The sequence below is a fragment of the Embleya sp. AB8 genome, assembly GCF_049739465.1.
Classification (GTDB): domain Bacteria; phylum Actinomycetota; class Actinomycetes; order Streptomycetales; family Streptomycetaceae; genus Embleya.
Window position 1 is genome coordinate 226,436 of the sequence record NZ_JBMHHY010000011.1, and the last position, 13,284, is coordinate 239,719.

The 13,284-nt window shown below is 72.0% G+C and carries 15 protein-coding genes and 1 pseudogene; 8 read left to right on the forward strand and 8 right to left on the reverse strand.

Features of this window, described 5'->3' with window-relative positions; genetic code table 11:
* Positions 1–33: 33 nt before the first annotated feature.
* The gene (locus tag ABIA38_RS17965) at positions 34–858 is read left to right on the forward strand and encodes an alpha/beta fold hydrolase (protein ID WP_424639670.1); all 825 of its coding nucleotides are present in this window, start codon (positions 34–36) and stop codon (positions 856–858) included.
* 83 nt (positions 859–941) lie between these two features.
* Here ABIA38_RS17965 and ABIA38_RS17970 read toward each other — a convergent pair whose 3' ends face one another.
* Positions 942–1,976 (reverse strand): alpha/beta hydrolase, encoded by a 1,035-nt coding sequence (locus ABIA38_RS17970; protein WP_424639671.1) that lies wholly within the window; start codon positions 1,974–1,976, stop codon positions 942–944.
* A gap of 206 nt (positions 1,977–2,182) precedes the next feature.
* On the opposite strand from ABIA38_RS17970, the gene ABIA38_RS17975 reads away from it, so the two are divergent.
* The 3 genes from ABIA38_RS17975 (at position 2,183) to ABIA38_RS17985 (ending at position 3,630) form a co-directional block, all read left to right on the forward strand.
* Positions 2,183–2,845 carry a hypothetical protein gene (locus ABIA38_RS17975; RefSeq protein ID WP_424639672.1) on the forward strand — a complete coding sequence of 221 codons (663 nt, stop codon included), beginning with the start codon at positions 2,183–2,185 and terminating at the stop codon, positions 2,843–2,845.
* Positions 2,846–2,926: 81 nt separating this feature from the next.
* Positions 2,927–3,271: a PadR family transcriptional regulator gene (locus tag ABIA38_RS17980; protein WP_424639673.1), complete on the forward strand. Its 345-nt coding sequence runs from the start codon at positions 2,927–2,929 to the stop codon at positions 3,269–3,271.
* A complete protein-coding gene (locus ABIA38_RS17985; RefSeq protein WP_424639674.1) occupies positions 3,268–3,630 on the forward strand; it encodes a hypothetical protein in 363 nt (120 codons plus the stop codon). Before ABIA38_RS17980 ends, ABIA38_RS17985 begins: the two co-directional genes overlap by 4 nt.
* A 157-nt stretch (positions 3,631–3,787) precedes the next feature.
* On the opposite strand, the gene ABIA38_RS17990 is transcribed toward ABIA38_RS17985, so the two are convergent.
* The 4 genes from ABIA38_RS17990 to ABIA38_RS18005 all read right to left on the reverse strand — a co-directional run bounded on the left by ABIA38_RS17990 (position 3,788) and on the right by ABIA38_RS18005 (position 8,934).
* The gene (locus tag ABIA38_RS17990; RefSeq protein ID WP_424639675.1) at positions 3,788–4,135 is read right to left on the reverse strand and encodes a peptidoglycan-binding domain-containing protein; all 348 of its coding nucleotides are present in this window, start codon (positions 4,133–4,135) and stop codon (positions 3,788–3,790) included.
* A 233-nt stretch (positions 4,136–4,368) separates the two neighbouring features.
* Positions 4,369–5,454, reverse strand: coding sequence for a WxL protein peptidoglycan domain-containing protein (locus ABIA38_RS17995; RefSeq protein ID WP_424639676.1), 1,086 nt, complete (start codon positions 5,452–5,454; stop codon positions 4,369–4,371).
* Between the two features lie 226 nt (positions 5,455–5,680).
* Positions 5,681–7,714: an alkaline phosphatase family protein gene (locus tag ABIA38_RS18000; RefSeq protein ID WP_424639677.1), complete on the reverse strand. Its 2,034-nt coding sequence runs from the start codon at positions 7,712–7,714 to the stop codon at positions 5,681–5,683.
* A 353-nt stretch (positions 7,715–8,067) separates the two neighbouring features.
* Entirely contained in the window at positions 8,068–8,934 is an 867-nt protein-coding gene (locus tag ABIA38_RS18005) for a helix-turn-helix domain-containing protein (protein WP_424639678.1), read from the reverse strand.
* 187 nt (positions 8,935–9,121) lie between these two features.
* Between ABIA38_RS18005 and ABIA38_RS18010 the strand changes: the two are divergent.
* From ABIA38_RS18010 to ABIA38_RS18020, 3 genes and pseudogenes are all read left to right on the forward strand, one after another.
* Positions 9,122–10,059, forward strand: a pseudogene (locus ABIA38_RS18010) (alpha/beta hydrolase).
* A gap of 111 nt (positions 10,060–10,170) precedes the next feature.
* A complete protein-coding gene (locus tag ABIA38_RS18015; protein ID WP_424639679.1) occupies positions 10,171–10,419 on the forward strand; it encodes a hypothetical protein in 249 nt (82 codons plus the stop codon).
* A gap of 6 nt (positions 10,420–10,425) precedes the next feature.
* Positions 10,426–10,797: a toxin Doc gene (locus ABIA38_RS18020; RefSeq protein WP_424639680.1), complete on the forward strand. Its 372-nt coding sequence runs from the start codon at positions 10,426–10,428 to the stop codon at positions 10,795–10,797.
* A gap of 32 nt (positions 10,798–10,829) precedes the next feature.
* Here ABIA38_RS18020 and ABIA38_RS18025 read toward each other — a convergent pair whose 3' ends face one another.
* On the reverse strand, positions 10,830–11,486 hold the full coding sequence (locus tag ABIA38_RS18025) for a hypothetical protein (protein WP_424639681.1): 657 nt from the start codon (positions 11,484–11,486) through the stop codon (positions 10,830–10,832).
* A gap of 167 nt (positions 11,487–11,653) precedes the next feature.
* On the opposite strand from ABIA38_RS18025, the gene ABIA38_RS18030 reads away from it, so the two are divergent.
* Entirely contained in the window at positions 11,654–12,511 is an 858-nt protein-coding gene (locus ABIA38_RS18030) for a PaaX family transcriptional regulator C-terminal domain-containing protein (RefSeq protein WP_424639682.1), read from the forward strand.
* A 48-nt stretch (positions 12,512–12,559) separates the two neighbouring features.
* Here the strand turns inward: ABIA38_RS18030 and ABIA38_RS18035 are convergent, their stop codons facing one another.
* Both ABIA38_RS18035 and ABIA38_RS18040 read right to left on the reverse strand, forming a co-directional pair.
* On the reverse strand, positions 12,560–12,802 hold the full coding sequence (locus ABIA38_RS18035) for a type II toxin-antitoxin system RelE family toxin (protein WP_424639683.1): 243 nt from the start codon (positions 12,800–12,802) through the stop codon (positions 12,560–12,562).
* An 8-nt stretch (positions 12,803–12,810) separates the two neighbouring features.
* Positions 12,811–13,176: a hypothetical protein gene (locus ABIA38_RS18040; protein WP_424639684.1), complete on the reverse strand. Its 366-nt coding sequence runs from the start codon at positions 13,174–13,176 to the stop codon at positions 12,811–12,813.
* Between the last annotated feature and the right edge of the window lie 108 nt (positions 13,177–13,284).

Below are 13,284 nucleotides of genomic sequence, written 5' to 3' on the forward strand. Positions count from 1 at the left end.
CGATCGGAACCCGCTTGAGGAGTGAGTGAACTCATGACTGAACTCGTCGTCGGCAACGCCCGCATCCACTACCGCGCAGAGGGCGATGGGCCCGCCCTGGTACTCGTACACGGCGGCGGCCCCGGATCGGTGATCTGGGACGCCATCAGCGGCCGATTCGCCGACCGGCACACCGTCCTGGTCCCCGACCTCGCCGGCAGCGAGCAGGCCACGGACGGCGGCGGTGACCTCACCCTCGACGCCCTCGCCGAGCAACTGGCCGCCGTCATCGAGCATTCCGGCGCCGCGCCGGTCGACGTGCTCGGCTTCTCCCTGGGCGCGGCGGCGTCCGCCGCCCTTGCGGCCACCCGCCCCGAACTGGTCCGCCGGCTGATCCTGGTCGCGGGCTGGACCCACCCCGGGGACGAGTACTTCCGCAACAGCATGGCGGTCTGGCTGAGCCTCGCCGGCGACGCCGAGGCCTTCGGACGATACGCCGCCGTGCTCGCGCACAGCCGTCGGCATCTCAACAACATCGGCCGCGAGGCCGTCGAACAGGCCACCGGCTTCATGCGCCCCACCACCGGAATCCTGCGGCAGCTGGACCTCGCCCGTCGCGTCGACCTCCGCGACCTGCTACCGGACATCCAGGCCGAGACACTCGTGATCGGCTGTGCCCACGACGCCCTCATCCCCGTGCAGAACGCACGGGAACTGCACGCCGCCATCGCGGGCAGTGCCTACGCCGAACTCGACAGCGGCCATGTGTTCCGCGCCGAACAGCCCGAGGAATTCGTCCGGCTGGTCGGGGACTTCCTCCACCCCGCCACCGCCACCGCCACCGCCACCGGCACCGCCACCGGCACCGGCGTGAGCTGAGCGCCGGCGACGGCGGGTTCGTGGACGTGCCTCGTGCGATCCGGGCCACCCGATCGAGAGTTGCGCCTCGATCGCGGGCCCGCTCATTCGGCGGGGTGGCGTCCCGGGTCGGCCTGGGCGAGCAGGCGTTGCAGCCAGCGGGTGCGGGCGTGGCGGGCGTCCCGGCTGAGGGCCGCCTGTGGGGCCAGGCCGTCGAAGCCGTGGTACGCGCCTGGCCATACGTGCAGTTCGGCCCGGCCGCCCGCCTGCCAGATCGCGTTCGCGTAGGCCATGTCCTCGTCCCGGAACATCTCGGCCGACCCGACGTCGAGATAGGCCGGCGGCAGTCCGGACAGGTCCGTGGCGCGGGCGGGAGCGGCGTACGGCGGCAGGTCCGGATCGCCGTAGCGGTCACCCAGAAGGGCCTGCCACGCGGTCGCGTTGGAGGTGAGATCCCAGATGCCGCGGCCCGACATCTGCCGACCGGAGAAGGTACGGTCGCGGTCGTCGAGCATCGGGCACAGCAACAACTGCCCCAGCGGCACGGGACCGCCCCGGTCCCGGGTCAGCAGAGCGAGCGCGGCGGCGAGCCCGCCACCGGCGCTCTTCCCGCCGATGACGATGCGGTCCGCGTCGATGCCCAGTTCGGCGGCATGTTCCGTGACCCAGACGACTCCCGCGTAGCAGTCCTCCAGGGGGCCCGGATACCGGGCCTGCGGAGCCAACCGGTACTCGACGGAGACGATCGCCAGTTCCAGCGGAAGGGCCCACTCGCGCAACATCCGCGGCAGCACGGACCACGCGTTGCCCATCACCATGGCGCCGCCGTGCATGTAGTACAGCAGCGGCAACGGCCCGACCAGCCCGGCCGGCCGCGCGCTGACAAGCGTCACGTCCGGTCCGCCCGGCGGCCCCGGCACCCGCAACTCCGCCACCTCGAACCGCCCGTCGGCCCGAAGCTCCGCGACCGTCGGCCTGGGCCGGCCGGCGGCATCCCGCTCCTGCCGGGCGGCGAGGTTGTCCGGGGTCAACGGCTCCCTGGACTCCTCGCCCAAGGCCGCCAGTACAACGCCCAGTTCGGGATCGAAGGGAGGCACCGGGACACGGCCCGACTCCGACAGCGCGTGGCGGTCGCTCACGACCCACCTCCGCCCGATCGGCAGGCGGGATACCGCCCGCTGCCCGCGCCGCAACGGCCCGCCCGCGCACACGTGCCCCCGAGGCACACTCGCCTGTGACCCATACGCCGTACCCAATCACACCGCCGATACGGCCCGGGCGATCAGCCCCGACGACGTCCCGCTCCGCTGTCGAAGCGTTTGACGTCGGTTGCACAATCCATGGCATGGGCATGGACATCAGCGGATTCGTCGAGTGTCGGGCGTGGCCTCCGCGGGAGGCGAAGGGCGAGACGAACGTGGAAGGGGGAGGGGAAGGAGAAGGGGTTGCCTGGCGGGCCGCCATCGATCTCTTCTGCCTCAACACCACCAGGAACTACGACGCGTTCGGATGTCTGTTCGGGATGCGCAACTACGCCAACTTCAGCCCTCTGGCCGCCGAACGCGGACTGCCCGTCGACGTGTCCGAGACGGTTCGAGCCGAACTCGTCCGGGTCGCCGAGTGGGGGGATGAGGTCCACGGGACCACCTGGATCACCTGGGCCGAGCTGAAGGTGGTCGACTGGGACGAGCCGGCCGAGCGGGCCGACAGTCGCCTCCACCAATACCGGCAGACCCCGGAGGGGCTCCGGTTCGTGGGCAAGGCCGCCTGGGACGAAACATTCGCCCAGGCCGTCGGTCCCGCCGCAGGAGTGGTGGGACAGCCGACGGAGTGGCCGGAGGGCAGCGAATGGCTCGTCGGCGACACCCTCTACCGCGCCGAGCGGATCCGCCGCCGCGACGCGGTGCGGGAAGACGGCGAGTGGGCGCCGGTCTGGACGGTCATGGAGACGCTGGCCGCGCTGCACGGCGACGACAACGTCCGGCTCGTCGTCTGGTTCGACATCTGATTCGACATCTGATTCGGACCTTTGGTCGGGGAGTCGCACGGCTGTCTTGTCGGCGATGGTCGAGCTATATAGAGTTTGGTCATGGCAGCGAGAGTTGACGGTTCCCCGCAGACCCGGCTGGTGTTCGAGGCGTTGCGAAACTCCGGCGAGGTGTGGCGCTACGGCTACGACATCGTCAAGGACACCGGCGTCGCTCCCGGCACGCTGTATCCGATCCTGGGTCGGCTGAGCGATCGGGGGTTGCTGGAGAGCCGCTGGGAGGAGGACCCGCCGGAGGGCAGACCCCGCCGCCACCTGTATCGGCTCAGTGCCGCCGGGGTGGAACGGGCGCGGGAGTTGGCCGCCGAACCGGCCGGCGCCGGTGCCCGATCGGCGGCCCGTCCTCGTTCTCGCGTGCGTCCGCGGTTGGCGGAGGGGTCGGTATGAGTACTTCCCGTCTCGTGCGGATCCTGGCGCCGGCCGTGTGGTGTCTGCCGGTCGCCCGGCGGGAGTTGTACCGGGCGTTGCTGGCCGAGGCGGCTGCGGCCGAGTCGATGCGAGACCGTGCCGGGTGGCTCTGGGGGGCCGCCTGCTTCGTCGTGAAGGAAGGCATCATGGGTTGGTTGCGGCGGGCCGCCATCGGCGGCAGTGCGCTGTTCATTCTGTGGATCGTCTACAACGGGATCGACTCCGGCTTCCAGGGCACCCCCGTACAGATCGCCGCCTACCTGGGGCTGCTGTCGCTGCTCACCGTCAATATCGTCGTGCTCACCCGCGCCGGCACACGGCACCGCGACGCCGACTGACTGACGGGCACCGGCGGAGGGATCGCCGCGGCTCCGGAGGCCGGTGGGCCCTCCGGAGCGTGACGCTCACCTGTTCGGCACTGGGTCTCGGACAGGTGGCCTGCCCCGGCCGGGTGGGGATGTGTTCGGCCTGCGCCCGATCGAGGCGGGTGTTCCGTCAGTGGGTGGGGACGGTGCTCCAGCATGCGTCGTCGTTGGGGTCCCAGGCATTGAACAACGCGTCACCGGTGTTGGGTCCGACGATGCCGTCCACCCCCAGGTGATGGTTGGCCTGGAACCGCTCGACGGCGGTCTCGGTCTTGTCGCCCCAGATGCCGTCGAGGGCTCCCGGGTGGTAGCCGACGTGGGCGAGGATCCGCTGCACGCAGTGCACGCCGACGCCGCTGTCGCCGTAACTCAGGTTGGGCACACCGGGATTGGCCTGCGCGGGAGTGGCGATGGCCAGTACCGCGGCCACGGCGCCGGCGGTCACGCCGGCGGAGAGCGCCCTTCGTGTGAACCTCACGTCTGGTCCTCCCTGATCGATGTGACGCGCACACTCCGGGCGAGCGCCCGCCGTTCGCGTCCTCGAGGCAAACGCTGCCGGCCGGGGCACGATGATCGCCATACCGCGAATGGGGGAACCCGGGGTACCGCAGTGGGTTGACCTCGCCCCCCGCGCTACCACCACGGCGGGCCGGGAATCCCCAACGAGCCTTCGACGCCGGGGCGTTCACGCTTTCGACAGACGAGGGGAGACTACGAGCCGGTGCCCCGGGCTCCGGCGGGCTCCTCGATTCGATCGGTTTCGGGGGTGGTCGTGGCCTCGTCGGCGGGGCGGCCCCGGCGACGGCGACGACGGCGTACGGCGATCGCCGCGACCAACGTGAGCAACAGTGCGGCTGCGCCGACTGCCGTCCACGGGATGGCCGGTACGGTGCTGCGCGCGTGGGCGGTGGGGCCGGTTTCCGTCGGGCCGCCGGGGACCGGGACGGGGTGTACCGCCAGGTCGACGTTCAGGCGGAAGGCCTGGGTCACGCCGTCGATGCGGACGGTTCGGGTCAGCGCGGCGCCGGGGAGCAACTCCGGTAGCACGTCGAGCCGTTGGTGCTTCGTGGTCAGGCCCCACGGGCCGCGGACGGTCAGTTCGGGGCGGGCGCCCAGGCGGATGTTGCCGGTGTTGCGCACCGTGTAGGTGACGGTCAGGCCGCCGTCGAAGGGGTCGAGCGCGGTGTGTACCTCCGCGGCCAGCCCGCCGGTGCCCAGCGCCGGGCGCAGCGGGCCGTCCACGCGCAGGTAGACGCGGGTGCCCACCCGTCGGTCGACCAGCACCTGATTGCCGGCCGCGTCCCGCCCGGGGGTGGCGACCGACGCGACGACGCCGCCGGAGTGGTCGCCGGGGGAGGCGTTGTCCGGGACGGCCAGTTCGAACGGTACGTCGCTGCGCGAGCGCGGCGGCACGGTCACCCGGGTCTGCTTGAGCCGGATCCACGAGCCGACGTCGGCCGGCGGCCGGCCGGCCGCGAGCAGGTCGAAGCCACCGGCGGCGGTGGTGAAGGCGTCCTGGGCGTAGAGGTCGACGGTCAGCGGCGTGTCGCCGGCGTTCGTCACGGCGACGTAGTCGAGCTGCCGGACGCCCGGTGCGAGTGCGTAGCGGAAGAACGGCCGGTCGTCCGGGCCGTGTTCGGTCGACGGCTGGACGGACCACGTGGTGGGCGCGGTCGCGGGCGCGGAATCGGCCGCGCCGGCGGGCGTGGCGCACGAGAGTACGAGGCACGCGCCGGCCGCGGCGAGGGCGGCGAGGGCGGCGAGCGCCCGGCGGAGGCGATGACGGGGGTGGGGCATGAGGGATTCCGTTCGCGGCCCGGACCGGGCGGGATGGGGCGGGGCGGGTGACATGGGGTCGGGTGTGGGTGCGAGGTACGGAGGTGACCCGTACCTCGCAGCCACCGGTGTCGGCGCCGCCCCTCGCAACGGCGCGAGGGACGGCGTCGGTTCAGCGATGCTGCGGTTCAGCGATGCTGCGGTTCAGCGGTTCAGCGGTTCAGCGGTTCAGCGGCTCAGCGGATCGTCAGATCGCGGTGACCGTGAGGGTTGCGCTGTACGTACCGGGCGCGGTCGTCGTCGGCAGGTTCAGGCCGAGGTCGGCGCCGAGCACGGCGGTGCCGCGACCGTGGCCGGCCACCGCCTGGCCGAGCGTGCGCGCGGTCTTGACACCGCCGTCCGTTGCCGGCGCGACCGGCTGACCGGCGGTCACCTGCTGGCCGTCGCCGGCCTTGACCACCTTCGGGGTCCAGCCGAGCGCCGAGCCGTCGAAGCCCGCGCCGCCGTCGGCGGCGAAGTCGGTGACCTGACCGCTGACGTTCCAGCCCGGGTCGGCCGCGCGCAGGTCGGTGACCTGCACCGTGTTCAGCGCGCCGGAGGTTACCAACCGGTCGCCCGAGGCGGTGAGTTCGGGCGAGGGAAGGGTGACCGTGCCGCCGTTGACCGTCATCGTCAGCGCGCCGCTGTTCTTGACCGTGGTGGTGATCACCTCGGTGCCGGACAGCGGGTCGCCGCCGGGGTTGCCGGCGCCGCTCGCGGTGAGCGAGACCTGGTCGACCGCCCAGAAGCGACTGTTGGTACCGGTGTAGCGGAAGCGGATCTGCGCGGTCTTCGCGCCCGCCGGAACGTCCAGCGTCAGCCGCTCGACCTGGTTGGTGTTCGTCCGGTACGACTTCACCAGCTTGGCTGCGCCGCCGTCCCAGGACACGTACACGTCGCCGGTCTGCGGGCCGTCGACCTGGTAGTCGCTGACGTAGCTCAGCTCGGCCTTCGTCTTGCCCTCGACCGGGTAGGCCGGGGACACCAGCGTCGAGTCGAACTGCCCGGCGGCGTGCGCCTTGTCGTCCCACTCGTCGGAGTCGGCGACGGCGAACACGTTGCGGCTGCGCACGTTGCCCTCACGGGCCTGGCCGCTCTCGGTGTGGGTGAAGAACTCGTCGGTCGCGAACGACCAGCCGCGCCACTCGGTCACGCCGCCGGCGGGCATCGCCGAGTTGTCGATCGACCAGCCCTGGGGGGTGGTGTGGGTGAAGCCCTTGATGCCGGCCGGGATGCCGGTCTCGTCGACGCGCTCGGACAGGATGGGCCGCAGCGAGTCGAACGCGTCCGGCTTGATCTCGTCGATCGGCTGACCGTCCAGACCCCACGCCGGGTCGATCCGCACCCCCTCGTGCTTGAGCACGGTGGGCGCGATGTCCACGAGGCGCACGTCGTAGCGGACCGAACCGGCGGGCAGGCCCGCGCCGTTCGCGATCACGAAGGTCTGCCGCTCCTGCGGGGAGTCGCCGCCGTGGCCGCCGGAGTCGGTGTGGCCGTGGTCGGCGGTGACCATGATCAGCCAGTCCTCCTGGGCGTAGGTCGGCCGGGCGCGCAGCGCGGAGAGCACCTTGCCCACCCGGGTGTCGGCCTCCTGCACGGCCTTGGCGTACTCCGGGCTCGCGCCGCCCTTGCCGTGGCCCGCGTCGTCGACCGCGTCCAGGTGCAGGAACGCGACGTCGGGGTTGCCGGTGGACAGGTACTGCGCGGTGTCGTCGGCGGCGACGTCGTCGTTCTCGCCGGTGGGTATGCGGACGTCGACCTTCGGCGAGAAGATCTTCGTCGAGATCGGCTCCCACGCGCCGACCACGAGCGTGGAGGCGGCCGGCTGGGCGGTCTCCAGGCGCGTCGCGAAGTCGGGGTACTTGTCGTACTGCGACCCGGCGAACGAGTTGTCGTGCACGCCGTGCTTGTCCGGCCAGACGCCGGTGGCGATGCTGGACCAGCCGGGGCCGGAGACGGTGGGCGCGAACGGCTGCGCGTACAGGTTGCTGGGCGCGGTCACCCCGCCGGCCATCAGGGCCTTGAGGTTGGGCGCGTCGCCGCTCTGCAGCTTGTCGAAGCGCAGCCCGTCGATGCCGATGACCAGCGTCTTGGTCTTCTTGGTACCGCCGGGCAGCGGCGGCAGCCCGTCGGCCGAGGCCGGACCGGCGGCGAGCGCGGCGCCGGCCAGAGCGAGCGGAACGGTGACCGCGACGACCGCGGCGGCCGCGAGACCGCGTTTGGCTCGGGTGGATCCGTACACTTCGATAACTCCCTCGGTGGATGAACCGGAGTGGGGTCGGGCCGTGGCGGGGGCAATCCGCCACCGGCCCGCCGGGCCGATCGCGTTCGCGCGGTCGGCCCGGCCGTTTTCTGTTACGGGTGGAACGGTTTTCCTGCTCCTGGTGAACAGGTGTCGCGTGCCGATCTGCGCGAGGTACGGCCCGAGTTGCCGGTCCGGCCGGGCCGCTCCGCGAGAGCGTGCGCCACCACCATGCAACGCCTCGGGGATCGCCCACCCACGAACGCCCGTCGGCCGGTTGAATAGCGAGAGAACTTCTGGTCCGAACCCGTTACCATTCCGTGATCAATCGATGGTCGCTTGGACCGAGGCGGTCACGACGTCCGGCCCTCCGGTCGCGAAGTGGCGGTCCGGGACATGAGGATGCGCAGGGCGTCGTGGGACGGGGTGCCGGGTTCGGCGGTGAGTACCACCAGGCGCTGCCCGGAGCCGTCGGGGCTGTTCCAGGTGTCGCAGTCGAGCGACAGGTCGCCCACCAGCGGGTGGTGGTAGAGCTTGCTGCCGTAGCCCGCGCCGGTGACCCGGTGTTCCGCCCACCAGGTGCGGAAGTCGCGATCCTGGACCGACAGTTCGCCCACCAGTCGGGCCGGCGCGGGATCGTCGGGGTCGGCCGCCGCGTCCATCCGCAGCGCCGCGACGGCATCGCGGGCGTCGTGCTCCCACCGCCGGTGCAGGCCCCGGACCAGCGGGTCGGTGAACAACAGGCGTACATAGTTGCGGCGATTCGGCGGGAGTTGCCCGAAATCGGTGTAGAGCGCGGCGGCGCCGGCGTTCCAGGCCAACACGTCGAGCCGGCTGCCCAGCACGAGGGCGGGCGTGGCGGTGAGTTGGTCGAGCAGCCGGCGCATCGCGGGCCGCAACTGCTCGGCGGGCCGCTTCCGGCGCGGGCGGGCGTCGGTGCGGCCGGCCACCTCGTACAGGTGGCGCTGCTGATCCTCGTCGAGGCGCAACGCCCGGGACAGTGTGGCGAGGACGCCGGCGGAGGCCCGGACCCGGCCCTGCTCGAGCCGCGTGTAGTAGTCCACGCTGATCGCCGCGAGCTGGGCCACCTCCTGGCGGCGCAGCCCGGCGACCCGGCGCGGCGAACCCGTCTCCGGCAGGCCGACGTCCCGGGGTGCCAATTGGGCGCGGCAGGCCGTGAGGAAGGCACCGACCTCGTCGGGGCCGGCTGAGGCAGTCATGGCTTCATTGTGCTGTCGGCGGTGGCCGGTGTGCGGGGGCGGATTCCTGGCCGGCCGGGAACCCGGCGCTGTTGCCGGCCCACGAACGCGCCGATCGTGAAGGTGTGCCCGGCGGCGTGCCGGGCCGGGCCCGGGGCCGCCGAACCGGTACGGCCTCGCCTCGCCCACCACGAAAGGGAGAACCCCGATGACCCCGATCGACGTCACCTACGACAGCGCCGGCATCCGCATCGCCGGTCATCTGTACCTGCCCGAAGACGTGCCCGACGCCCCGGCGACGCCCGGCCCACGCGCGGCGATCGTGGTCGGCCACCCGGGCAGCGGGGTGAAGGAGCAGACGGCCGGCCTCTACGCGCGGCGGCCGGCCGAGCAGGGCTTCGTCACGCTCGCCTTCGACGCCGCCTACCAGGGCGAGAGCGGCGGCGAGCCGCGCGGCCCGGAGGACCCGGCGCACCGGGTCGAGGACATCAAGGCCGCGGTGTCCTTCCTGTCCACCCGCGACGAGGTCGACCCCGACCGGATCGGCGCGCTCGGGATCTGCGCCTCGGGGGCTACGCACTCGTCGCGACGGCCGGCGATCATCGGATCCGGGCCGTCGGGACCGTGAGCTGCGTCGACCTCGCCCGGCACTTTCGCCTCGGGCCCGACGGTACGCAGGACCCGGCGGTGTTCCAGGGCATGCTGGACCGGGCCGCCCGGGCCCGTACCGCCGAGGCCCGCGGCGAGAAGCCGTCGTCGTGGCCGGTGTTCCCGGACACGATCGAGCAGGCGCGCGCCCTGGGCGGCGAGTACGGCGCCGAGGGCTTCGAGTACTACCGCACCCCACGCGCCCACCACCCGCGCGCGGCGACGTCCCTCACCTGGACCAGCGTCGACAAGCCGGCCACGTTCGACGCGTTCGCACCGATCCCGCTGATCGGGCCGCGCCCGGTGCTGATGATCGCCGGCACCCGGGCCGTCACCAAGTGGATGGCCGTCGAGGCATTCCAACGCACGGTCGGCCCCAAGGAGTTCGCCTGGATCGAGGGCGCGAGCCACAACGACCTCTACGACCGCCCGCAGTACGTGGGTCCCGCGATCGAACGGCTGGCGGAGTTCTTCGCCAAGAACCTGGCCGCCGGCTGATCGGGGAGCCGAACCGCCGACACCGGCGCGCCCGACTCCTCGGTACCCCGCATGACAGGCTCTGACCTGCACATCTGGCCATTTTGGTACCGGCTGGGCTAGCCTGGCGGCATGCCTGCATTGAACGTGGACTTCAGCGAAGACGAACTCGCCGCGCTGCGGGAGATCGCCCGGGAACGCGGTGTCACCCTCAAAGCCCTGGTGCGCGAGGCCGTCACCGAGGACCTGGTCCGTCGCCGAGCCCTGGCCGGCATGACCGACACGGTGCGTGCCTTCGCGGCCGAGCACACGGCCGCGTTCGACGAGGCGTTCCCCGACGACGCTCCTGCGGCCGGTGCCGCCCGGCGTGGGGCGGCCTGACCTCCGATGGTCCTGCACATCGATTTGCGCTGGCTCCTGGAACGCCAGGCCGACGTCCTGCCCGACGGGATCGAGGTCCACGACTACTCCGGTCTGGTCGCGGCCGTGGCCCGCCATCGGGTCAACACGCCGCGTCTGGGCGAGGACGCCGACAATGCCTGGCGGGCTGCCGCCCTCCTGCATGCCCTCGTCCGGCTTCGTCCGCTGCCGGCCCGCAACGCGCTGTTCGCCTGCGGAATCGCCATTGCCTACATGGCCGCCTGCGACGACGCCCTCGACCCGCCGTTCGGTGCGCTCGTCGACCTGGCCCGGGCCGTCGACACCGGCACGGTCGACGTGTACACCGTTGCCGAACACCTGCGGTCCTGGCGGGTCTGAACCCGGCCGCCCCGGTGCGGGGTTGCGGCCGGTCAGCGGGTGGCGGCCTGCGGCCCGACGTCGCGCAGGAAGTGACGCTGGTCGGCGAGGTAGCCGTCGGCGAACAGGGAGCGAGGGGCGAAGAGGGCCACGAGGGTGATTTTGAACTCGGAGTCCTCCAGGTTCATCTTGACCAGGGCGTGCGTGGCGTTGGAGTTGTGCTTCACCGTCAACGCGCCGGACGCGTCGAGTTCGCGGCGGTAGCCGGTCTCCGTGTCGGCGACGTCCACGTTGATGTCGTGGTCCGCCAGGACGAGCAGCACCGGCACGCCGCGCAGCGCGCGCAGGTCGGTCGTCACGTCCGCGGTGTGGTTTCGCGAGACGAAGCCCCAACGGCGGGCGTTCATCGTGTCCTTGGTGCCGACGGCCCTGAGGTAATGGTCGAAACCGGCGTGTTCGGCCGGCAGTCGGCGGATGGTGTCGCTCTTGGCCGCCACCTCCTCCCGATCGACCTCGGCCGGTGCGGCGCCGCTCTCGCGCAGTTCGGCCGGCAGGTTGCAGCGGCCCTGGCGCAGCCAGTTGATCGCCGGCGAGACCGCGATGACAAAACCGATCGGGGTTCGGGCCGCGACCTTCGGCAGCACCCAGCCGCTCTGGCGGATGGTGACCTTCTCCTCGTCCATGTCGAACGTGTTCTGCCACACGACCATTGGTGGGGTGAGCCGGTGCCCGACTCGGGTGCCGACCCACCTCCGTACCCTCGAGGAGGCTCGCGCGGTGCCCACGATGCGCGCCGACTCGTCACCACTACCGGGAGGCTCAGATCACCGTGACCGGCCGGCCACACGCCACACCCCGAGTCGAGGTCCCCACCCGCATGCTCGTCCACGCGCTGATCCGCGCGGACGGGACGGTGGACGCCGGCGAGCTGTACGCGGTCGCCGCCACCCTCGGGATGACCGACCAGCAGGTACGCCTGTGCCTGAAACGACTCGTCGCGGAGGGCCGCTTCACCCACGAGGGTCGTGGCCGCAAGGCACTGCTGCGGATCACCGCGGACACCGAGCGGGCGATCACACCGGACACCGAATTCCTCTGGTACGCCTTCGAGCAGGACGCCGGACGTGCTCCCTGGGACGGCAGTTGGCACCTGGTCGCGTTCGCCGTGCCCGAGGCCAAACGGGTGGCCCGGGACGCCCTGCGCGAGACGCTCGCCCACCTGGGCGGCGCCCCGATCCAGGGCGGCCTGTACGTGAGCGCGAACGCGTGGGAGACATACGTCGAGGACGAGGCCCGCCGCCTCGACATCCTGGACGGCGTCACCTTCCTGACCACGAGCACGCTGCGTCGCGGCGAGGAACGTGACCCCGTCGCCCTGGTCGCCGCGCTCTGGCCGCTGGCGGCGATCGCGGCCCGCTACGAGCGGCTGATCGAGGTCGCCCGGGTACGCCTGGACCGGATCCGCGACGACGCCGGAGTCTCCACGCAGGAGGCGCTCACCATCGCGGTCGAACTCGCCGCCGAGTTCTCCCGCGCCATCGAACCCGACCCGCTGCTCCCGCCGGAACTGCTCCCGCAGCCGTGGCCCGGCACCCGGGCCCGCGAACTGGTGGCCCGCTGCTGGGCGTTGTTGCCCCGGATGACGGGCGAGGCGCAGCCGACCATCTTCGGCCGCTACGACGACGCGATCCGCGAAGCGGTCGAGCGCGCCGGGGGCGGGACGGGGGAAGGGTAACGCGCGAGGGCGCGCCGGGCGGTCGATCGGTCCGCCGGCGGGCAGGTCCTACATCGGTCCCACGATCTGGACGACGGTGATGTACATGACACCGGGCGAGACCTGGTATCCGACGAAGAAGCGACCGACGGTGACCTCCCGCCGGTCCTTGTCGTAGGTGGGTGTCGAGCCGCACCCGTAGGGGTCGCGCGCGACCGATTCGATTCCCGCGTCCAGGGCGTTGCGGTCCCCGGGGGCGAGCGCGTCACGTTCCCGCTGCGCGCGCGGGCTGTACCTGACGCTGTACGACATGGATCCTCCTAGCCGGGACGTTCCTCCGCTGCGCTCTTGTCGCGCCGTGCCCGCGAGGTCGCCGCGTGCTCCGCGTGCAGTTCCTCGATCGTGATCTCGCCGTTGATCAGCCGGACCTCGTCCGCCCGAGCCTGCGCCACGGCCTCGGCCGCCGCCTCGTTCGTCTCCTCGGCCAGACGCGTATCCCGAAACGCCCAGTCCTTGACCACGAACGGCAGCCGGTATGCGGGGGCTTGGCCGACAGCCCGCTCGAACGCCTCGCGTTCGTCGTCGGTCAGCGTGGCCCGGACGCCGTCGATCGTACCCGGCCGGAGCACCGTCTCGCCGTCGACGATCGCCCGAAGCATGCGGCCCTCGCCCTCGTCCTCGGCCACGATTCCTCCTGTCACACATCGCCTGCCGGGACCAGTCTCCACCATCGCGGTGCGCCCGCGCGGGGACACGCGGAAACTCGGTTGCCCGCGTTGAGGCGTACGCCGGAG

Coding starts and splice junctions, on each gene's coding strand:
- ABIA38_RS18035 (WP_424639683.1), bottom strand. CDS start 12,802: ATGTCGTACAGCGTCAGGTACAGCCCGCGCGCGCAGCGGGAACGTGAC.
- ABIA38_RS18005 (WP_424639678.1), bottom strand. CDS start 8,934: ATGACTGCCTCAGCCGGCCCCGACGAGGTCGGTGCCTTCCTCACGGCC.
- ABIA38_RS18015 (WP_424639679.1), top strand. CDS start 10,171: ATGCCTGCATTGAACGTGGACTTCAGCGAAGACGAACTCGCCGCGCTG.
- ABIA38_RS17965 (WP_424639670.1), top strand. CDS start 34: ATGACTGAACTCGTCGTCGGCAACGCCCGCATCCACTACCGCGCAGAG.
- ABIA38_RS17975 (WP_424639672.1), top strand. CDS start 2,183: ATGGGCATGGACATCAGCGGATTCGTCGAGTGTCGGGCGTGGCCTCCG.
- ABIA38_RS18030 (WP_424639682.1), top strand. CDS start 11,654: ATGCTCGTCCACGCGCTGATCCGCGCGGACGGGACGGTGGACGCCGGC.
- ABIA38_RS17985 (WP_424639674.1), top strand. CDS start 3,268: ATGAGTACTTCCCGTCTCGTGCGGATCCTGGCGCCGGCCGTGTGGTGT.
- ABIA38_RS18020 (WP_424639680.1), top strand. CDS start 10,426: ATGGTCCTGCACATCGATTTGCGCTGGCTCCTGGAACGCCAGGCCGAC.
- ABIA38_RS17995 (WP_424639676.1), bottom strand. CDS start 5,454: ATGCCCCACCCCCGTCATCGCCTCCGCCGGGCGCTCGCCGCCCTCGCC.
- ABIA38_RS17980 (WP_424639673.1), top strand. CDS start 2,927: ATGGCAGCGAGAGTTGACGGTTCCCCGCAGACCCGGCTGGTGTTCGAG.
- ABIA38_RS18025 (WP_424639681.1), bottom strand. CDS start 11,486: ATGGTCGTGTGGCAGAACACGTTCGACATGGACGAGGAGAAGGTCACC.